The 20229-nt window shown below is 60.5% G+C and carries 15 protein-coding genes; 7 read left to right on the forward strand and 8 right to left on the reverse strand.

What is annotated here, in order from left to right; genetic code table 11:
* Positions 1 to 23: 23 nt before the first annotated feature.
* The 3 genes from JIN84_RS06465 to JIN84_RS06475 form a co-directional block, all read right to left on the reverse strand.
* The gene (locus JIN84_RS06465; protein WP_200350217.1) at positions 24 to 2132 is read right to left on the reverse strand and encodes a TonB-dependent siderophore receptor; all 2109 of its coding nucleotides are present in this window, start codon (positions 2130 to 2132) and stop codon (positions 24 to 26) included.
* On the reverse strand, positions 2129 to 3319 hold the full coding sequence (locus tag JIN84_RS06470) for a PepSY-associated TM helix domain-containing protein (RefSeq protein WP_200350218.1): 1191 nt from the start codon (positions 3317 to 3319) through the stop codon (positions 2129 to 2131). Before JIN84_RS06470 ends, JIN84_RS06465 begins: the two co-directional genes overlap by 4 nt.
* A gap of 120 nt (positions 3320 to 3439) precedes the next feature.
* Positions 3440 to 4129 carry a GDSL-type esterase/lipase family protein gene (locus JIN84_RS06475; protein WP_200350219.1) on the reverse strand — a complete coding sequence of 230 codons (690 nt, stop codon included), beginning with the start codon at positions 4127 to 4129 and terminating at the stop codon, positions 3440 to 3442.
* A gap of 108 nt (positions 4130 to 4237) precedes the next feature.
* Here JIN84_RS06475 and dprA point away from each other — a divergent pair, with 108 nt between their 5' ends.
* The 5 genes from dprA (at position 4238) to JIN84_RS06500 (ending at position 11572) form a co-directional block, all read left to right on the forward strand.
* The gene (gene dprA, locus JIN84_RS06480) at positions 4238 to 5341 is read left to right on the forward strand and encodes a DNA-processing protein DprA (RefSeq protein WP_234043242.1); all 1104 of its coding nucleotides are present in this window, start codon (positions 4238 to 4240) and stop codon (positions 5339 to 5341) included.
* A 207-nt stretch (positions 5342 to 5548) separates the two neighbouring features.
* Positions 5549 to 5734: a CsbD family protein gene (locus JIN84_RS06485; protein ID WP_200350220.1), complete on the forward strand. Its 186-nt coding sequence runs from the start codon at positions 5549 to 5551 to the stop codon at positions 5732 to 5734.
* 14 nt (positions 5735 to 5748) lie between these two features.
* Complete coding sequence (locus JIN84_RS06490) at positions 5749 to 6261, forward strand: YciE/YciF ferroxidase family protein (protein WP_200350221.1); 513 nt, start codon at positions 5749 to 5751, stop codon at positions 6259 to 6261.
* 223 nt (positions 6262 to 6484) lie between these two features.
* A complete protein-coding gene (gene topB / locus JIN84_RS06495) occupies positions 6485 to 9013 on the forward strand; it encodes a DNA topoisomerase III (RefSeq protein WP_200350222.1) in 2529 nt (842 codons plus the stop codon).
* Between the two features lie 120 nt (positions 9014 to 9133).
* Positions 9134 to 11572 (forward strand): tetratricopeptide repeat protein, encoded by a 2439-nt coding sequence (locus JIN84_RS06500; RefSeq protein ID WP_200350223.1) that lies wholly within the window; start codon positions 9134 to 9136, stop codon positions 11570 to 11572.
* 148 nt (positions 11573 to 11720) lie between these two features.
* Here JIN84_RS06500 and JIN84_RS23215 read toward each other — a convergent pair whose 3' ends face one another.
* Together JIN84_RS23215 and JIN84_RS06505 are read right to left on the reverse strand one after the other, a co-directional pair.
* Positions 11721 to 11846, reverse strand: a complete 126-nt coding sequence (locus JIN84_RS23215; RefSeq protein ID WP_267908182.1) for a hypothetical protein — start codon at positions 11844 to 11846, stop codon at positions 11721 to 11723.
* A gap of 310 nt (positions 11847 to 12156) precedes the next feature.
* Positions 12157 to 13629: a DUF1501 domain-containing protein gene (locus tag JIN84_RS06505; RefSeq protein ID WP_200350224.1), complete on the reverse strand. Its 1473-nt coding sequence runs from the start codon at positions 13627 to 13629 to the stop codon at positions 12157 to 12159.
* A 62-nt stretch (positions 13630 to 13691) separates the two neighbouring features.
* Between JIN84_RS06505 and JIN84_RS06510 the strand changes: the two genes are divergently transcribed.
* Complete coding sequence (locus tag JIN84_RS06510) at positions 13692 to 13907, forward strand: hypothetical protein (protein WP_200350225.1); 216 nt, start codon at positions 13692 to 13694, stop codon at positions 13905 to 13907.
* Between the two features lie 68 nt (positions 13908 to 13975).
* Here the strand turns inward: JIN84_RS06510 and JIN84_RS06515 are convergent, their stop codons facing one another.
* From JIN84_RS06515 to JIN84_RS06525, 3 genes are all read right to left on the reverse strand, one after another.
* Positions 13976 to 16570 (reverse strand): DUF1800 domain-containing protein, encoded by a 2595-nt coding sequence (locus JIN84_RS06515; RefSeq protein WP_200350226.1) that lies wholly within the window; start codon positions 16568 to 16570, stop codon positions 13976 to 13978.
* Positions 16571 to 16642: 72 nt separating this feature from the next.
* Positions 16643 to 17113: a Dps family protein gene (locus JIN84_RS06520; RefSeq protein ID WP_200350227.1), complete on the reverse strand. Its 471-nt coding sequence runs from the start codon at positions 17111 to 17113 to the stop codon at positions 16643 to 16645.
* Between the two features lie 154 nt (positions 17114 to 17267).
* Positions 17268 to 19190 (reverse strand): phospho-sugar mutase, encoded by a 1923-nt coding sequence (locus JIN84_RS06525; RefSeq protein WP_234043243.1) that lies wholly within the window; start codon positions 19188 to 19190, stop codon positions 17268 to 17270.
* 174 nt (positions 19191 to 19364) lie between these two features.
* On the opposite strand from JIN84_RS06525, the gene JIN84_RS06530 reads away from it, so the two are divergent.
* Positions 19365 to 20177, forward strand: coding sequence for a hypothetical protein (locus JIN84_RS06530; RefSeq protein WP_200350229.1), 813 nt, complete (start codon positions 19365 to 19367; stop codon positions 20175 to 20177).
* Positions 20178 to 20229 lie beyond the last annotated feature (52 nt).

Consider the following 20229-nt stretch of genomic DNA (forward strand, 5'->3'; position numbering starts at 1 on the left):
GAACATCCGTTCCCAGGGACCATTCAGAAATCCACCTGCAGGGACAGCGTGGCCGCAACCGGCGAGCCGTATGCCAGATAGCCGGCATCTCCCTTGTAGTATTCGCCGGATTCGTAGTAACGCTCGTCCAGAACGTTCTCCACTTTCAACCGCACGGTCCAATCCGCGTCCGCCGCTTGGAAACGATAGCGGGCGCCGAGATCAACCACGGTATAATTGTCCGTGGCGAACTCTTCCTGCTGGTCGAGGTACTGGCTGTCCACGAAGCGGACGTTGGCGGTCAGGGCGAGACCCGGCACTTGCGGGATCTCCAGCACGGACCAGAGGTTCACCTGGTATTCCGGCACATACTGCGGCGTCTTTCCATCGCTCTCGGGAATTCCCGTGTCCACCTGCTCTGCGTCCAAGAGCATCGCGGCGAAGCCCGCCTGAAGCTGGTCGGTGACCTTGCCACGGACGGAAAGCTCCACGCCGCGGTGACGCTGGAGGCCGTTGAACGCGTCGATCCCATCGGGACCGATGATCGACAGGTCCTGCTCGATCTGGAACAGGGCGAGTTCGGCGGCGAGGCGGCCGTCGAATTGTTCCGTCTTCACGCCCACCTCCCACTGCTCCGACTCCTGCACGCCGAGAGGCGCGAAGGCGTTCGCCGCGGTACGGTCGGCGAACCCGCCATCCTGCATCCCCTTGGCATAGGTCACGTAGGTATGGACGTTCCTGACCGGCTCATACATGAGGGCGGCCGTGGGAGACCACTCGCTGACCGAATCATCGGAGGTGGGATCCCCGGCGAACGTGTTCTCATACTTGCCATAACGGACTCCCGCCAGGGCCGACCATTGCTCGGTGAACTCCACGGTGTCGGTCAGGAAAAACGAGGTTTCCTCATACTCGGCATCGATCACCCGGGACGGTCCCGGAGCGGGCTTGGGAAGATCGACCGGGTCGAAGGCGTCGTTGTCTCCGACGTCCGGGAAACTACGTTCACCGTAGGAATCATAGGTCCGGTATTCGGAACCCGCCACCACGTTGTGTTTCAAGAATCCCGTGTCGAAGACGCCCTCGACATGGGCGTGGGCACCCCAGGAATCCCACTCGAACGGCTCGTTCGTCAACAGCGCGCCTTCGGTATAACTTCCGTCGTCCGCCACCGAATACGGATAGCTCAGCGCGGAGTCCCGGCTCGTGTCCTGATAGTTGAAGGAGGTGCGGAGTTTCCAATCCTCGTTGAATTTGATATCCGCGCCGATGGCGGCATCGAGGATCTCCTGGTCGTTGAACGCCCAGTCCTGCATGATGTTGGTCTTATATCCGGTATCCAGGACCTTGCCGTTTGCGGTGATCATCGGTCCATAGTAACCGTTGCGTTCGGACTTCTGCCCGCCGAACGAAGCCCAGATGTCCACGGCTTCCGTCGGCTTCCAGTCGAGGAAGATCGAGCCCATCCTGCGCTCGCCATCCGCGTTGTCATAGAAGCTGTCGTATTCCTCGTCGGCCAGCACCACGCGGTAGCCGAACTTGCCGTCAGCCGAGGAATCGCTGGCATCCACCTGCGAATAAAAGCTGCCGAAGGTGTTGATGTCGGCGCTCAGGCTGGTGGCGAACTCCTGCGTGGGACGCTTGCGGACCAGATTGATGGCACCGCCCGGAGGCATGAAGCCGAAGCGCAGGGCGGCGGGTCCTTTCAGCAGCTCCACCCGGGATTTGTCATCAAGGTAAGGACTCACCGTCTGGATCATCGGCAGCCCGTCCACCCGGTAGCCGTTGAAGTTGTCCACCTGGAAGCCACGGAGCGCCAGGTTCTGGGTGCCGTAGAATCCGCCCGGCATCTGGATGGCCACGCTCGGGTCGTTCTCAAGGACTTCCTTGAGCGTGAACGCCCGCTGGTCTTCGATCAGTTGCTCGCCATACACGCTGACGCTGAACGGAGTTTCGATCAGCGGGACGTCGGAGAACAACGCGGCGGACGACGACTGCGTCTGATAAAGAATCGGAGAAGCCGCTTCGCCGACAACCACCATGCTGGGCAGGGTGGTTGGGTTCGTCTGTGCCATGAGGCTGGTCGCCGCCAGGCAGTAACTGAAAATCACCGCTTTCGTGGTGTGGAGTGGGATGGTTTGTTTTCTTTTCATGGTGATGGGAAATCCGGGGAAGATGCGGAGGGCACGCTGCGGCGGCGCTTGCCGAAAAACCGCCGCCAGCTCAGGGCGAAGCCGGTCCACACGAGGACCAGCGAGGCGGCGCAGGCGAGCGAGGCGATGATTTTGCCCGGCAGCCCGAAGGCACCGCCGGTATGCAGGAAGCGCATCCAAACCCGCGCCTGCAATCCGGGGCTGCGGTCCTGGAAGCGGACCGCCTGCAGGATCCCACCGGTGAAGGGATCGGATTTCACCGGAATGTAGGCCCTGCTGGGCATGTGGTCCGGAAGCGTCACTCCGAAATCAAGCGGCTCGATCGCTGGTCCCGAAACGGCGGGAAACTGTTCCAGCGAGATGGATTTCCAATCGGGAAACGCCGTGGCCACCCGGGCGAAGGCCTCATCCAGCGGCAGGCGTGCCGCTCCTTCCGATGGCACCGGCACGACCGGCGGCGGCACAAACATCATTCCATAGTTCCGGGACTTCGGCGCCTCCTCGCCCGCCACGGTGAACACCAGACGGTGGCCCCACTCGAAGGAAATCGCCACCGCCGTCCCCCCCAGCACCAGCAGCACGGGCAACGACCAGAAACCGAAAACATTGTGCAGGTTGAAATCCCGCGCCTTGCCCTTGTAGCCGAATTTCAAACCGACCAACGGACGCAGCGCCCGCCGTCCCCAACTGCGTGGAAACCACAGGTAGAGCCCGCTCACGCAGACCACCACGAACATGAGATTGCTGACACCGGTGACGAGCCTCCCGACCGATGCCTGGCCATCCTTGTCACCTAGCCAGCGGTGCCACTCCTCCAGCTTGTGGATGACTTCATGCGCCCCGTGGGATCGGGTGTCGTTCGTCGCTCCGCTATAGGGATCGACATAAAGCGGCCCATCGCCATCCGCGTGAAACTCCCAGGCCAGGGTCGGATCCCGGTGGATCACCACCGAAGTCACTCGGAACCCCGGGCGGGCGGACTCCACGCGCTGCTTCAGCTCCATCAATGGCAGCTTCTCCCCAGATGCCGGTCGTACCTCGATCCTGCTGACCTTGCGGTCGAACCATTTGAGAATCTCCTCTTCGAACGCGATGCCGATTCCCGTCACCGACATGACGGCGATGACCGCCCCCGCGATCAAACCCGCGATCAAATGGAGCCAGAAGATGATTTTACGGAAAGGCATTCAGATCTAGCGCGGCATCGCAATTGAGACTCAATCGCAATAAACGCAAAGACCAGCCGTTTCTTTCAAAAAGTGCGGAAAATTTACAGGCCTCAGGGCAATCCCGCCAAGGCACTCCGGTCAGAGCACTCCCGCTTTCGCCCACTCCTCGCGGAGCACCGGATCGAGAATCGATTTCCATTGGGCGTAACCGGCGTCGCTCAGGTGGAGGCGGTCGTCACGGTAGAAGGATACCATGGGCTGGCCTTGTGGATCGGCGAGATAGGACGTGCAGTCGATGTAGCGCAGCCAGTTCTTGTCGGTGCACCATGCTTGAAGGCGGACGTTGAGGGCGTGGACGCTGGGGATTTCCAAATCGCGGCTGGGGGCGATTTTCACGGAGGTGAGGATGATGCGGGTCTGCGGGAAGCGGTCGTGCACCATTTTGAGGAACGAGGTGTAATCGTTGAGCGCCTCATCGACGGAGAGCTTTTCGTGGAGGTCGTTGCCCCCTGTGTAAACAACGACGAGCTTGGGTGCGTGGCGGGTGATGACGGTCTCGAAGTAAACGATGAGGTCGTTCGCCACACTGCCGCCGAAACCTCGGTTGACGATGGGCAGTCCCGGAAAATCCTCGTTCAAACGCGGCCAGAGCCGGATGCTCGAGCTGCCCGTGAAAACGATGCCTCCCGTGTCCGCGGGCTGCTTGGCGAAGGCGGTGATCTCACCGACGAAGCGCGCGGGATTCGGCCTCGGAGTTGGTGCTTGGGAGAAGGCGGAGGAAATGCCGAGTGAGAGGACGAGAAGGCTGCGGAGAAGGACGGATTTCATCGGTGGAAAATGACATACGTGGAGGCCGCCGCCGATCATAGCGGAATCCCCGCATGAATGAAGGAATGTGGTTTTGACGAAGGTGGAAGTTCCCTTCAGCGTGGCGGCATGATGACCGACCGTGAGGCGATTGTAGCGCTGAACCTGCTGCCGAAAATCGGCCCCGTGCGGGTCCGGCGGTTGCTCGCGGCCTTCGATGACAAGCCCGCGAACATCCTTGGCGCGGCCAAGGACCGGCTCATGCGGGTGGACGGCATCGGCGAGGAAACGGCGAAGATCCTCCACAACTGGCAGGATCACGCGGATCCGCTGGCCGAGATCCGCGAGGCGGAGGAGCGTGGCATTTCCATCATCATCCAGACGGATGACGATTACCCGACACCGCTGCGGGACGCCTACGATCCTCCGCTGCTGTTATATGTCTGGGGCAAACTGGAGCCCCGCGACAAACACGCCATCAGCGTGGTCGGTTCGCGGCGGACGACGAACTACGGCGTGCAGGCGGCGAAGAAACTTTCCTACCAGCTCGCGCAGTCCGGATTCACCATCGTTTCCGGACTGGCCCGCGGCATCGACACCGCGGCGCACGAGGCCGCCGTCGCCGCGAAGGGGCGCACCATCGCCGTGCTGGGGTCCGGACTCGGGAAATTGTTTCCACCGGAAAACCTCGCGCTGGCGGAAAGAATCGCCAACGGCCACGGCGCGGTCGTCTCGGAATTCTCCATCCACACCTCCCCCGACAAGCAGACATTCCCCATGCGGAACCGCATCGTCGCCGCGTGGGCCCGCGCGGTCCTCGTCGTCGAGTGTCCGGCGTGGTCCGGCTCCCTGATCACCGCGAACCTCGCCTCCGAATACGGAAAACCGATTTTCGCCGTGCCGGGTCCGATCGACAAACCAAGTTCCGCCGGTTGCAACCAACTCATCCGCGACGGGGCCACGCTGGTCGCCGATGCCTCGCACATCCTCGACGACCTCGGCGAACTCCCCTTCGCCCGCAAGGCGGGCATGACAGAGCCCGCTGGAGAATTCCCGGAACTGCCGGAAGAAGAAGCCGCTGTTTTTGCCGGAGTCACGGCGGACGAGTCCCCGGTGGATCTCATCATCGAGCGGACCGGCCTGCCCGCGCACACGGTCACGGCGACGCTGATGAAGCTGGAAATGCGACGGCTGGTCCGGGCCTTTCCCGGGTTCCGGTATGCGCGGCGCTAGGGCGTAAATGCACGAACCCTTCTTTCCCCCACTGCATTCTGCGCGAATGGAGGCGGGAAAACACGTGAAGCCCCTTCCCTCTGATCGCAACAACTCCTTGATTCAAAGATCTTTAAATCGAACCAGCAACCTTGGCAGATTTCGTGCGATGGAGTCGTCCGCCACTCCATCGGATGGGGTGGCTTCACCCAATAACCAATCACGACCATGACAAAACTTGAAATCAAAGGCACCTGGAACGAAACCAAAGGCAAGCTGAAGCAAAAATACGCGGACCTCACCGACGACGATCTCCTCTTCGAAGAAGGCAAGGAGGACGAACTCCTCGGCCGCCTCCAGAAGAAAACCGGTCAGACGAAGGAAGAGATCCGGGATGCCATCTCGAAACTCTAACCAGAGCCACCTCCATGAAGACCAGCCAACTTCCGAATTCCGACACCGAACTCCACGACCTGCTCGTGGACCAGCTCCGTGACATCCTGTGGGCGGAGAAACAATTGGTGAAAGCCCTGCCGAAGATGGCCAAGGCCGCTCAGGACGAGCAGCTCTCCGCCGCCTTCGTCACCCACACCGGGGAAACCAAGAACCACGTCGCACGCCTCGAAGCCATCTTCAAGGGACTCGGCCTCACCGCCCGGGCGAAAAAGTGTCCGGCGATGGAAGGCCTCCTCAAGGAAGCCGACGAACTCGCCGAAGAGTATGCCGACTCCACCGCACTGGACGCCGCGCTCATCACCGCCGCCCAGAAGGTGGAGCACTATGAGATCGCCAGCTACGGCACGATACGGGCCTTCGCCCAGCGCCTCGGGTACCAGGAAGCGGTGAAATTGCTCACCGAAACCCTTGATGAAGAGGGCAACGCGGACCATCTGCTGACAAAGATCGCCACCAGTGGCGTCAATCAGACGGCCGCCGCCTGATTGCCGGGCACCGGCCGATCGATCATCACGCACCCGCCGGGAAAATTGTCCTGGCGGGTGCGTTTTTTGCTTTTGGAGACACATGCTCCGGCGGGCGTCGTTATCAAAAAACAGGACCACCCTCCCCACCCCCATTGCAAAAAAGCTAACCTATCGGCTTGCCAAATCCGCCCGTGCCAGCCTAGTCCCTCACCCAACAGCCGCCGGACGGCACATTTTCACCATGGGAAAAACACTCATCATTGCCGAAAAACCGAGCGTCATGACCGACCTCAGCAAGGTCCTCACCAAGGTCCTCGGTAAGTTCGAAAAGAACGGCTCGGGACGGGATGTTTTTTTCGAAAACGACTCAGCCGTCATCACTTCCGCCGTCGGCCACCTCGTCGAGCTCCGCATGCCGATGGGACCGAACGGCAAGAAACTCCCATGGAATTTCGGCGTCTTGCCTGCCATTCCGGACAAATTCGAGCTGGATCCCATCCCGGATTCCGAGGCCCGCCTCAAGCAGGTGCTCAAGCTCGCCAAGCGCAAGGACGTGGATCTCATCGTCAATGCCTGCGACGCCGGCCGCGAGGGTGAGCTGATTTTCCGCTACATCATGGAAATCGGCAAGATCGACAAGCCCGTCAAACGGCTGTGGATGCAGTCGATGACCAGCGACTCCATCCTCGAGGCATGGAAAAACCTCCGCACCGGCGAGCAGATGAAGCCGCTCGCCGACGCCGCGAAGTGCCGCTCCGAGTCCGACTGGCTCGTCGGCCTGAACGCCACCCGCGCGCTCACCTGTTTCAATTCCCGCCACGGTGGATTCAACATCACCGCCGCCGGCCGCGTCCAGACGCCGACGCTCGCCATCCTCGCCCAGCGCGAGGCGGAGATCCAGGCGTTCAAGCCGACCCCGTATTTCGAGGTCCACGGCACCTTCGGCGTCGATTCCGGGGAATACCTCGGCAAATGGATCGACGAGGCGTGGAAGAAGGACGAGACCAAGCCTCTCGCCAAGGCCGAGCGCATCTGGGACCGCCAGACCGCCGAGGACATCCAGGCGCGTTGCCAGGGCAAGACCGCCAAGGTGACGGAAGAAAAGAAGGCGGCGACCCAGATTTCCCCACAGCTCTACGATCTCACCACGCTGCAACGCGAAGCCCCCTTTTCCGCGAAGGGCACGCTCCAGCTCGCACAGGCGCTTTACGAAAAGCACAAGATGATCACCTACCCGCGGACCGATTCGCGGTATCTGCCGGAGGACTACACCGGCAACGTCCGCGAAACGATGCAGGACATCGGCAACAGCGACCTGGACGTGGCGAAATACGCGAAAGCCGTGCTCTCCGGCAGCGACGAAAAAGGCCCGCGCCTTCACAAATCCCGCCGTGTCTTCGACAGCAAGAAGGTCTCGGACCACTTTGCCATCATCCCGACCGGAAAATTCGCCAAGCTCAGCGACGCGGAGCAGAAGCTCTACGACATGATCGTGAAGCGCTTCATCGCCGTTTTCTATCCTTCCGCCGAGTTCGAGCAGACGACGCGCCTCAGCCGCATCGCACAGGATTGCTTCAAGACGGAAGGCCGCGTGCTGGTGAAACCCGGCTGGCTGGAGGTCTACGGCCGCCGCCCCGGCGTCGCCGCGGGCAAGGACGAGCTCGTTCCCGTCCGCGAGGGAGAAACCGCCCATGCGGATCCGGTGGAAGTCCTCGCCGAGGAAACCAAGCCACCCGCCCGCATGACCGAGTCCACCCTCCTTTCCGCAATGGAAGGGGCTGGCAAGCTGATCGATGACGAAGCCCTCCGCGAGGCCATGGCCGAGCGCGGCCTCGGCACTCCGGCCACCCGCGCGGCCACCATCGAGGGACTCATTTCCCAGAAATACCTCGCCCGCGAAGGCCGCGACCTCTTCGTCTCCGGCAGCGGCATGCGCCTCATCTCCCTCGTCCGCGAGATGGAGATCGAGGGACTCTACTCACCGAAGCTCACCGGCGACTGGGAGTTCAAGCTCCGCCAGATGGAGCAGGGCCTGCTCAAGCGCAGCGACTTCATGAAGGAGATCATCTCCTACACCAACGAGATCTGCGCCAAGGCCCGCCACGCAGCGGATCTGGCGAAGAGCGAGGTCTTCCCCGACCTGCAGGTCCCCTGCCCCATGTGCGGCGCGGCCTCGCTCAAGCAGACCGAGGCCACCTACGAATGCCGCGAGCCGGAGTGCAAGTTCAAGGCGAAGAAACACATCGCCGGCCGCCTCCTCACCGAGGAAGAGGCCATCCAGCTCTTCACCACCAAACACGTCGGGCCCCTCACCGGCTTCCGCTCGAAGTTCAACAAACCCTTCGACGCGGCGCTGGAAATGGACGCCAAGTTCAAGATCAACTTCGTCTTCGAAGGCGACGACCGCGACGGCCCGCCGGAGCTCACCGAAGAACAATTCATCGGTGAGGCGAAGACCGCGGATGGCCAAAGCTACAAGGTCTACGCCACGGACAAGGCCTACCACGTCCCCGAGATCGTCACCAAGAAGGACCCCCACGGCATCCGCATCGGCAAGGCCATCCTCCAGTGCGAGATCCCGACCGAGCAGGTCCTCAAGCTCATCTCCACCGGCAAGACCGACGTCCTCAAGGGCTTCGTCTCGAACCGCACCAAACGCAAGTTCGACGCCCACCTCACCTTCGACCCCAAAGACGGAAAGATCGGCTTCGATTTCCCGCCAAGGCCCGTGAAGAAGGTGGCCGCGAAGAAGGTGGCGAAGGAGGCTTGAGGAGGGTGGGACTACGGCCCACCCATTTGCCCTGCTTCGCCATCAAGGAGAGGCGATCTCCGGATCGCTCTAACCAATGAGTAATCTTGCCATCTTTTAGACGGCTTGCTTCATTCCGGCATGTCTGGAGTTCCTTCCCCTGGTGATGCCAAGCGCTTTCGTATCGCTTTCTCATTTGCCGGAGAGAAACGGGATTTCGTCAAACAGGTTGCGGACCTACTCTCTTCCCGCTTCACCAAGGCGAAGATCCTTTATGACAAATATCACGAGGCCGAGTTCGCAAGAAATGACTTAAGCATCTACCTGCCGAATCTTTACAACCGCGATTCTGATCTCATCGTCGTGGTATTCTGCCCAGACTACGATACGAAAGAATGGACGGGTTTGGAGTGGCTGGCGATTCACGATCTCCTACAACAACGACGTCGCGAGGAAGTTCTGCTCTCTCGGTTCTCTCGCGCTCAAGTCGACGGCTTGTTCCGTGGAGCCGGATTCATCGAACTTGATGACAAAAGTCCAGAGCAAACCGCCAAACTGATTCTCGAACGCCTCGCTCTCAACGAAGGAAAGCCCAAAGAGCACTATACAAAATCCACATCCGCCGCCCCCATACTAAAAACATCCATCCCCCACAATCTCCCTTCTCTTCAACCCTTCTTCGGTCGTGAGGACGAGTTGAAAAAAATCGCCGATGCTCTCGATCCCGATACCCGCACTTATGGTGCGCTCATTGATGGACCAGGCGGGATGGGCAAGACATCCCTCGCCGTTCGCGCCGCTCATAATGTCTCGCCGGATGTATTTAAAAGGATCATCTTCATCTCCCTGAAAACCCGCGAACTCGACGACGATGGCGTGCGCGACCTCAGCGGATTCATCCTCTCCGGCCTCGTCGAACTTCTCAACGAACTCGCCCGTGAACTCAATCGCGATGAAATCCTCAAACTCCCCGAAGACCAACGCCCGCGACTGCTGCTTGACGCCTTGCGCGGCACGCAAACCCTCCTCGTCCTCGACAACCTTGAAAGCCTGACCAAGAGCGAGCGGGACACTCTTTTCACTTTCGTCAAAAAACTCCCAACCGGCTGCAAGGCGATCCTCACCAGTCGTGGCCGTATCGGCTCCGGTGCGGAGGAACTGATCCTTGAAAAACTCAGCGAGAACGCAGCCCTTGAAACCCTCGCCGAACTCGCCACCCGCAACCCGCTTCTTGCGCAAACCGGCGAAGCCGAGCGTCTCGTCCTCTACCGCGAGACCGCGGGCAAACCTCTCCTCCTCCGCTGGACCGCAGGCCAACTCGGACGCGGCCACTGCCTCACCTTCACCGATGCGTTACATTTCATCCGCTCCTGCCCGGAAGGAAATGACCCGCTCGAATTCATCTTCGGCGATCTCGTCGAGGACTTCGACGACGACGAAACAAAAGCCCTCTGTGCCCTTACCTACTTCACGCTTCCGGTCAAAGTAGAGCACGTCTCCGCTATCGCCGGGCTGCCGGAAACGAAAATCGACCGCGCGCTGCGCAAGCTCACCGTCCGCTCCCTCGCAGTCCCCACCGATGAGCTAAGCACCTTCGCCCTCGTGCCCATGGTCGCGGACTTCCTGCGGAAGAAAAAACCCGAGGCAGTGGCGGAAACCGGCGACCGTTTGGAAAAGCACGCCTATGCGTTAATCGTAGAAAACGGCTCCTATGACCATAACCGCTTTCCCATCCTCGAAGCAGGTTGGCCCATCATTGCCCCCGCCTTGCCTCTCTTCTTCGCTGGCGATAACACGCGCATCCTGACTGTCGGCATTGCACTTCGAAACTTTTTATATTTTCAGAACCGCTGGGATGAATGGTTGGCTATATGCGAAAAAGGCGAAACCAAGGCAATGGCCGGCGGCGATCACGCCAAGGCGGGCTGGTGTGCCTATTTTATAGGCTATGTGCATCATAAGCGTCAACAAACCAATGCCGTGCTCACCTGCGCCGACCGCGCGAACGCGCACTGGGTGCGGGCGAAGGCAGGTGCCCGAGAGTTCGCATTCGCCAAATATTTGCATGGCCTACACTATGACTTGAAACAGGACTACGCTGCCGCCATCACCGCCTACTACGATGCTGTTGAACTGTGGCGTGGTCTGGCACCCAAAAGTGTAGATGTGGCCCTGGGACTAAACGCTCTCGCCGATGCTGAGAAAGACTTCGGCGACCTGGCGGCGGCAGAGGGACATTATCGCGAGGCGCTGTGCGTAGCGTTGGGCGTCGGCGCAGCGCCGAACGTGGCGATCATCACTGGCAATCTGGCAACGTTGCACCTAAGCCGGGAAGATTGGCCGACAGCCGAAACCCTTGCGCGCAAGTCCCTATCTCTATCTGAAACCGTCAACCGCCACGAATTGATCGCGCGCGATAACCGCGTGCTCGCCCACGCCCTCCTTCGACAGGGTAAGGCCGCCGATGCTCTGCCCCACGCCCGGCGTGCGAAGGAAATCTACACCCGCCTTGGATCGCCCGATCTCAGCGCCGCCCAAACCACCCTCGCGGAGTGTGAGGTTAGTTTGGCGGCCGAGTAGTTTTTACAGATCACACAGTCGGAGGCGCAGGTGACGTGCCGCCAGACATAGCGGCTTCTTTCGGTTTCGGATCGTAAGTCGTCGGAATCGTCCTGCGCATCATGTTACCTTCCGACGCTCCTCCGGAGAAAACGCGTATGGTGTTGGCTTACCAAGCTTCGTTGGTGTCTTCCTGTTCAACGGCGAGGGTTCCGAGGTTGTCCGCGACTTTTCTCCAGTTCGCGCGGACACCCGAGTAGGTGGCTCTCAGAGACTCGTTCGCGAATTTCCGCAAGGCCGAAAAGGTGGCTATTGGACAGAGCGCAGCGCCTACACCGCTTTCGATAAACCGGAGCACCAGGCGAATCACCCACGATGATGAACATCCAAGTTGTGGCACGCCAAAGGCATGAATAAAAACCAGAATCTCTGCGGCACTGCGCCTCCGCGCGAACAACTCTTGAACAACTCGCAAAGGGATCGCGAGAAATCCGTGAGTGGCTGAGGTAATTTCATGCCCGGAGACAGTCTGGATGATTGCCCCGTCCTCAATCGCGAGAGACGTGGTCAAAAACCTTCGCGGAATGAATTCCGCGCTCCAGTTTTCAGCCTAGGAATCCCAGTGGGGGATTGCTGCTGTTGGCCGCATAAAAGTTTCCGATGTTCGGCAGGATGAGCGGCAGGCTGGATTGCGGGACGCCGAGCCAGAGCGCTAGTTCGGCGAAGTATTGGTCGCAGCTGGTGGTGGGGATGAGCCGGCCGCGGCCGGTGTCGAGCGGGTTGGTTTCCGGGCCGGTCTCGGGATTGAGGGCGAGGCTGGGGTAGCTGCCGTAGATTTTCCTGCCGACGACGCTGCCACCCATGACGAAGTGGTTTCCGCCCCATGCGTGGTCGGAGCCTTGGTCGTTGCTGGTGAGGGTGCGGCCGAAATCGGAACCGGTGAAGAGCGTGATCTGGTTCTCCACCCCGAGCGCGACAAGCTGGGCCCAGAACGCGTCGATGGCGTCATCGACCTCTTCCAACATCCCGAGCTGGAGCGCGCGCGTGTCGCTGTGGTGGTCCCACCCTCCACGGTTCACGAAGAAGGTCTGGCGCACGGCACCGAGGGCGCTACGGCCCATGATGGCCTTGCACACCTGCCGGAGCTGGCGGCCGAGCGAGGTGTTCGGGAAAATGACATTTCCCGGCAGATCGCCGGAGGTCGCTTCGTGGTAGAGCGCGTAGGCTTCCTGTGCGGTACGGCGCTTCTCCTGATAAGTCTGCTGGAGCAGGTTGCTGTAATTCCTCGCGAGCATCCCATCAACCGCCGCGCTGGCGGCATTGGTGAATCCCTTGTCCACGAGGTAGTTCTCCGCATAGCCTTCGAGCGCCACCGCACCGCCTTCGGGTTCGTTGTTGTTTCCCGGATCGACGGCGTATTCGGCACCGGTGACGCCGCTTTGGAAGACGTTGCTGCCGTCCATCGAGATGTTCATGGAGACGGCCTGGTTCGGATTGATGTCCTTGATGAGGTCCATCATTTTTCCCGCCCAGCCGATGCCGGAGCGGCTGTGGGGCACGCTGGTCTGCCATTGCTCGATCTGGTCGGAGTGGGAATAAAGTCCGAGCGGAAGATGCTTGGACGCGGCGATGACCTGGCCGCGGTTCGCCACCGGTTCGATGAGCGTGCCGACGTTCGCGATGAACGCCGCGTCACCCGCCTCGAACCGTGCCGCGAGCTTCGGCATGGAAGGGTGCACGCCGAAGGTCCGTCCGGGCGTGTTCAGCGGATGGATCTCATGCAGGTGGTCATCATCCTCCTCCGGGTCCTTGCTCAGGGCGAGGTTGCCACGGCTGTCCGCGTATTCCTGATAGGAGTCCGCGTGGGTGGACGAGGGGCCGCTGAAGGGTGCGAGCATGTTGAAGCTGTCATTCCCTCCGCTCAGGAAAAGACAGACGATCGCCCGATACTCCCCGGCGACCGGCGGCGCGGCATTGGCGATGGAACCCGCGAGCCGGAGATTGATGAGCGTGTTCAGCAAGGGAATCGAGCTGACAGCGGCGCAACTGGTGGAACCGAGAAATGAACGGCGTTTCATGAGGCGGAGACGGGTTGGGGAAATGAACTTGAGGAAAACCGGCTTTCGGTTAAGTTTGCGACGTGATCGCTGAGAAAACCGCAACTCCGGTGGAAGCTCTTCAGGAGAGAATCCTGAAGCTGGAACAGGATCTCGCACGTGTGCAGGCGGAATTCCAGGACGTGAAGAATGATCTGGCGGAGGTTCTTCCCGTCATCCGACGAAAAGCTGCTTTTAGAAAAGCGGCAGATGAGGTATTCACTGAATACTCTGATCTTCTCCAACGTCTGGCTGATTAACTTTGGCGACGACCGCGCCGCTTGATATAGCCCGCCGCGCTTTTCAGAGAAATTTTCCACTAGAGCATTCATTTCTGTACAGAGAACTCGGGACTCGAAACAATCAGATAGATGGCGAGCTTCAGCCGGTTTCTCGGCCAGTCCCAACCGCTTCCCGGCCCGATGCGGTTCAGGGCCTCGCGGATGATTTGGAAACTATCGGGAGAAAGAGTGCCGCCAGTCAGAACGAGATCGAGGCGGCGGATGAGGGCATCCGGATCAAGCGGCTCCACATCAGGTTCCGGATCGTCCACGGCCTCCGCAGGGACGTTCAGGAGCATTTCCTGATCGATGTTCAACCTCACGTTCTTCGACGCGCTCGCACCCCACCGGTGCAGGCCGTCCAGGATTCGCCAGAAGTAGTTGGGCGCGGTGGTGCCGGAAGAGGCGTTCACGATCTGCAGTTCCGGCGAAACCAGCCCGGCCTGCGCGAGCAATCCCGGCGGTGAATAGCCGGGCAGATAGAAATTGAAGACACTCGGCGACTTCATGGGCTCCTGCACGTGGTCCAGCGAGAAGGCATCCAGATAATACCAGCCGTCCGGCGAAGACGCGTTGAACGCGCGGGCGACATTCACCGTGCGGAGGAACGGCTCGCGGAGCTTTCCGTAGGTGGGATCGTCCATCCTCGCGGGGTCGCGGGCCTCCGGGTCCATCAGGATGGCCTTCACCGTCCGCCCCATGTCACCCCGTGGCGCGGCATTGAATGCGGCGGTCACCCGTGAAATGTAGGCGGGCGACGGGTTGGAGGTCACCAACCGCTGGATGAGCTGGCGTCCGATGAAGGGTCCGACGTTCGGATGATTGAAAAGATTGTCCATCAGCGCGTCCACATCTGCCGCGGTCGCCTGGCCATCGTCCGCCACCCGCTGCGGAGTGGTGACACCCAGCAGAAGCGTCTTCGGCGCGAGATCATGATGTTCGTCGAAGCCCTTCATCAAGGAGGTGAAGTCACCTTCGTATTCGCCGAAATTGTCATTATCGGTGCCGTTGTTTTTCCTGCCGAAACTCAATCCGGTGAAAACCCGCGCGAGTTCGGTGATGGTGGCGTTGTTATAGGTCGGGACCGGCTGGCCGTTGGTGTCGAGCTGGCGGGACCCGTCGGGATTGAGCATCCACAGGCCGATGCTGAAAAGCTGCATCACCTCGCGGGCATAATTCTCGTCCGGAAACGTGTGGGCCTCGGGATCGGCCTTCTTGTTTCCCATATGGCTCAGATAGATGCCCATGCAGGGGTGCAGGGAGACATCATGCAGGAGATTCCTATAATTGCCGAAACTGTGATCCAGCAGCGTATCATAGAAATCCGCCATGCCCTCGGCCTGCACGCCGATGCGTTCCATGCGGTCCGAGATTACGAATATCTGGCTCAACGCGAAGCCCACGCGCTGCCGCAGGGGATCGGCAAGCTGGGTGGTGGTGGAATCCGGACGGAGTTTCGGCAACCCCATCGCCCGACCCCACCAGGCGTTTTGCTTCCGGTCATTGTAGATCTCGGGATCAATGTCCGTTTCCTCATTGATATATGCCTGCTGCTGTTCCGTCTGCCACCGGACCATCGGCACAAGATGCCCCACGGGTCGCGTGAGCTGTTCGTCGATCCAGCCGCTGATGCCCGTGGCCATGACTTCCTCGACATTTTCCGGGATATGATCCGCGTCGTCCGCCGCATCCTGATCCGGCCCGAACGCCGCCTGGATGAGGAACCTGGCAGCCTCCTTGGCGTAGGGGCCGCCGCCCTCGGGTTGGTTCAGGATGGAGACCGTCGCCGCATTGGCGGATCCCACGGTATAGGCGGCACCGGGATTGACAGTGAGCGTCACGGTTTCGATTGGTTCCGCGTCCAGCGCATCTGGCAGGGGCTTGATTTCAACAAAGGCCTCACGCTGCCCCGCCGCGAAATCCACCGAGGTGCCGGCTATGGATTTCTGATAATCCACATCCCCCACCGCCGTGCCGCCCAAGGTGAAATCCACCTTCAATGGCCTCAAACCATCCGCACGGCGCAGCACGAATACCGCGGGGTCCGGCCAGCGCTCGCTGCAACCGTCGTCATAGACCGAGACACTGACGGTGCTGGTGGCGGAAAGCCCGGCGACGACACGCTCCGCATCCGTCCCGGGATGACGATCCGTGTGTTCGCGGAACGGGTCGAACCCCAGTGCGAATTCCTCCCAATCGCTCACCAAATCCCCATCGGAATCCACATCCGAAATCGCCATGCGGAAAAATCCACTCCCATCCGCCGGCGGCAGTTGGAAATGCATTTCCCCGCCGGTTCCTGCCGCCACGTCGCCCGTCGGGGCAAAGGACGTCAGACTGTCCGAGGCGAGCAGGACATAATGCTTTCCCTTCAATCCTTGCCACGAAACCGTCGGCAGGCCCGCGACCAGGGCCATTTCCATATCCGGATGGGAAGCGGCGGACCTGGGATCAGTGCCCGCACCGCTCTCGGCGGCGTTGCTCCATCCGTCCGCATCGAAATCCCCGGCGGCGGGCAACCCGGAGAACTGGAACAACATTTCCCAGACATCGCTCTGCCCGTTGCTGTTTTCGTCCACCGCTCCGGCGACGGGAGCGGCGGCCAGCAACACGACGACAATCCTGCCAACGATCCCTTTCATCAGGATCGCATCCTGCACAAGAGGCCCGTTCCTCACAAGGATCGTTTTCCCCACCCGCCGCGACCTCGGACCTCAGGTCGTCTTGAGGAACGAGCGCAGCATCCAGATGGTCTTCTCGTGGATCTGGATGCGCTTGATGGCGAGATCCTGCGTCTCGGCGTCGCCGGATTTTTCCGCGAGATCACGCAGCGCCTTCGCGGTGTCCACCAGGATCTCATGAGCGGCGAGGAGGTGCGCCACCAGATCCTTCGCGGGATGGGCCTTCACATCCAGTTCGGTGATGGCGGAGAGCGACGCCAGTGTTTTCAAACCACCCGGTGAAATGACATCCAGCGCGCGCAGCCGCTCGGCGATCTCATCCACGGCGAGAAAAAGCTCCTCATACTGGGTCTGCAAGAAGGTGTGGAGGCTGAAAAAGGCGGGTCCCTGCACATTCCAGTGGGCGAACTGGGTCTGGCCAAGCAAGGCATAGGAATCCGCCAGCAGGTGGGCGAGTTTCGTCTCGGTGGTGTCGGAGGATTTTGCTTTAGGTTTGGTTTTCATATCTAACAGATTTCAGGTTCGATCCGATGGACACGTTCAATCTGCCCGATGAAACGGCCGGTGCAATTGGAAAAACAAAACGCCCGGGGAAAAGCGCTGGGACTTTCCTCGGGCGTGGGAATCCGCACCACCTTACGGGCGGACGAAGTTCGGCTCAGCGGGTCTTGGCGTCGGTTTCGATCCAGCTCCACAGGGTGGCGAGGCCGGATTTCACCAGTTCCTTCGCCTCGGAAAGATCACCGCCGGGAGCGTGCTTGCCGAAGAGGTAATACTTGATCTTCGGCTCGGTGCCGGAGGGTCTCACAGCGAAGGAGCGGCCGTCTTCGAGGTCCACGAAAAGCATCTTTTCCTTCGGGATGAGATCGCCTTCCTGGTCGAAGAGATCCTGCTTGGCGAAATCCCGCACGCGCAGGACGGCGGAGCCATCCACTTCCGTCGGAGGATTCTCCGCATAGGAGTTCGCGAGCGACTGGATCTTCGCCGCGCCATCCGCGCCTTCCATGACGAGGGACTTGCCGATTTCCAGATAGTATCCGTATTCGGTGTAAACATCGTCCATCAGCTCCGTCAGGGTTTTGCCAACGGATTTCGCATAAGCGGCGACTTCCGCGAACATGAGGGTCGCGCCGTTCGCATCCTTGTCGCGGATGGCATCGGATCCGAGATAGCCATAACTTTCCTCACCACCGAAGACGAAGAAGCGGGAGTATTCCAAACGCAGGGCGCGGGTCTGCGCCTCGGTGAGCGAACGGTAGTCGCCCTTCTTGTCGGCGGGGATCGCCTCCTCATACTTGCGCAGCTTGCCGGCGATGTATTTGAAGCCGGTGAGCGTGTCCACGACACCCACGCCGAATCCATCCGCGATGGAGTGCTGGAGCTCCGTGGTGACGAAGGTCTTCACCAGCACGGCGCGGCTGCGGTTCGCATTGGTGAGCACGCCGAGCTCGAAGGAGGTCTTCAAACGATACCACGCCATCAGCGAGCCGATCTGGTTTCCGGTGAGCAGCACCATTTTCCCGGCGGTGTCGCGGACGGCCACACCCATGCGGTCCGCGTCCGGATCGGTGCCGATTACAATCTCCGCGCCGGATTTTTCAGCGAGGTCGATGCCCATCTGCAGCGCCGGGCCGTTTTCCGGATTCGGCGACTCCACGGTGGGGAAGCGCCCGTCCTGGATGTCCTGCTCCGGCACGGTCAGGACCTCGAAGCCGAGGCCGCGGAGCATCGGCACGTTGATGTGGCCGCCGGTGCCGTGGAGGTTGGTGAAAACGATCTTGGTCTGTCCGCCGTCCAGAAGCGATGGCTTGAGCAGCAGGGTCTTCAGACGGCTGATGTAAAGCTCGTCCATCTCCGCTCCGAGGACGGTCACGGTCCCCCGCTCCGATTCGGCGACGGGCTCGTAGCGCTCGCTGGTGATGGCGTTCACCTCGTTGATGATCGCCGTGGCATGCGGATCCACGATCTGCGCGCCATCGTTGAAATAGGCCTTGAAGCCGTTGTCATGGGCGGGGTTGTGGGAAGCGGTCAAAACGACGCCCGCGTCCGCACGCAGTTCTCGCACGGCGAAGGAAAGCTGGGGAGTGGCGCGCGGTCCGTCGAAGAGATAGGCGTCACAGCCGAGGTCGGCACAGGTCTTCGCGCAGAATTCCGCGAAATCCCGCGAGAAGTGGCGCGTGTCATGGGCGAAGACGAGCACGGGCTTCCGCTCAGGACCGGTGAATTGTTTCGCGTAGGCGATCAGGCCGCGGACGGCGCGGCTGACGTTGTAGAAATTCATGGTGGCGGTCCCCACGCAGGGATGCTCCGGACGTCCGTTCGGCCCGCCCGCTCCCTGCTCCGCCTGTGTCACCACCCGCCCGATGGTCCGTCCGCGCAGGCCGCCGGTGCCGAAGGCGAGGGTTTTGAAAAAGCGGTCGTTGAGTTCCGCCCATGCCCCGGAAGACACCAGTTCCCCGATGACCTGCGGAGCGATCTCGCTCGTGGTGCCATCCAACAAAGCCGCGATGTTGTTTTTTGCAGATTCCAGCAGGCTGCCTTCGGCAACCGCATTGATAAGGGTGTCTTGAATGGTGCTCATTTCTGGTCTCATGGTAAGGAAAATCGAGGCGGTGGCAATCCCGCGCATGGTCGTTTTTCCCAACATGCGACAATCCGCGTGATCCATTTCTCCGATTGCGGCGGATGAACCATACGGCATGCCAATTCCGGCTGCTGTCTTGACTTCCCCGCTCCAAAATCGAAAGAAATCCGTATGAAGAAGCTTTTTCTCGCCCTGATGACGGCGCTCAGCCTCGCCAACATCCACGCCGCCACGCTGAAACTGGACGGAAAACTGACTTCCAACATCACCGAGCCGGTCTGCACGTTCAAGCTCAAGGGCAACATCCGCAATGTCGGTTCGTCTTCCGGAACCCTCAAGATGATCCTGATGGCGACGCCGAATCCATTCCCGTCCCCGGGTGTCATCGTCGGAGAATACACCCTCGGCACCCTGCCCAACGGATACCAGATCACGGACTTCACGGTCAAAACCAACGCGAAACTCCCCACCGCCACCGGCAACTACCATCTGACCATCACCATCGCCGAATACACGGGCGCCGGATGGAAAAACATTTTCGCTGAAAAGGCCGGCACCCAGAACATGGTGAACGGAGACATCGCCGGGCAGAAAAAATGGCCGATTCCATCCACCAAGGCGGTTCCGCCGATCGGCAAGCTCCCCAACGGGATGCGCATCCTCCTCGATTCCAAGGCAACCGGCGACATGAACCTGATTCCCACGGCCTTCCAGGAGAAATCCGTCTCCACCGTCAAATCGAAGAACAAGCTGGAAACCGTGCTGAACGGCCGGAAAAAGGCAGGTAAATTCACCATCGCCGCCAAGGACGGAACCTTCAACAAGCAACGCGTCACCTACAGCCAGATCGTGATCGACTACGGCTCGGGATCGAAGTCCACCCTCAGCCTCTACTTCCAAGGCACCTACAACGGCACTTACAAGAACGTCGAGAAGACGTCGGTCGGCTCGATCACCACTTGGGGCACCTTCAAGCTCCAGTGAGCCGGATCCCGGCAGGGGGCTTGTGAAAGGGACGATTCCGGCAGGTTCCGGG

This window comes from Luteolibacter yonseiensis, from assembly GCF_016595465.1.
Taxonomy (GTDB): domain Bacteria; phylum Verrucomicrobiota; class Verrucomicrobiia; order Verrucomicrobiales; family Akkermansiaceae; genus Luteolibacter; species Luteolibacter yonseiensis.

Bases quoted from the DNA above. Each gene is read 5' to 3' on its own strand.
- JIN84_RS06465 (WP_200350217.1), bottom strand. From the start codon at position 2,132: ATGAAAAGAAAACAAACCATCCCACTCCACACCACGAAAGCGGTGATT.
- JIN84_RS06470 (WP_200350218.1), bottom strand. From the start codon at position 3,319: ATGCCTTTCCGTAAAATCATCTTCTGGCTCCATTTGATCGCGGGTTTG.
- JIN84_RS06475 (WP_200350219.1), bottom strand. From the start codon at position 4,129: ATGAAATCCGTCCTTCTCCGCAGCCTTCTCGTCCTCTCACTCGGCATT.
- dprA (WP_234043242.1), top strand. From the start codon at position 4,238: ATGATGACCGACCGTGAGGCGATTGTAGCGCTGAACCTGCTGCCGAAA.
- JIN84_RS06485 (WP_200350220.1), top strand. From the start codon at position 5,549: ATGACAAAACTTGAAATCAAAGGCACCTGGAACGAAACCAAAGGCAAG.
- JIN84_RS06490 (WP_200350221.1), top strand. From the start codon at position 5,749: ATGAAGACCAGCCAACTTCCGAATTCCGACACCGAACTCCACGACCTG.
- topB (WP_200350222.1), top strand. From the start codon at position 6,485: ATGGGAAAAACACTCATCATTGCCGAAAAACCGAGCGTCATGACCGAC.
- JIN84_RS06500 (WP_200350223.1), top strand. From the start codon at position 9,134: ATGTCTGGAGTTCCTTCCCCTGGTGATGCCAAGCGCTTTCGTATCGCT.
- JIN84_RS06505 (WP_200350224.1), bottom strand. From the start codon at position 13,629: ATGAAACGCCGTTCATTTCTCGGTTCCACCAGTTGCGCCGCTGTCAGC.
- JIN84_RS06515 (WP_200350226.1), bottom strand. From the start codon at position 16,570: ATGAAAGGGATCGTTGGCAGGATTGTCGTCGTGTTGCTGGCCGCCGCT.
- JIN84_RS06520 (WP_200350227.1), bottom strand. From the start codon at position 17,113: ATGAAAACCAAACCTAAAGCAAAATCCTCCGACACCACCGAGACGAAA.
- JIN84_RS06525 (WP_234043243.1), bottom strand. From the start codon at position 19,190: ATGAGCACCATTCAAGACACCCTTATCAATGCGGTTGCCGAAGGCAGC.
- JIN84_RS06530 (WP_200350229.1), top strand. From the start codon at position 19,365: ATGAAGAAGCTTTTTCTCGCCCTGATGACGGCGCTCAGCCTCGCCAAC.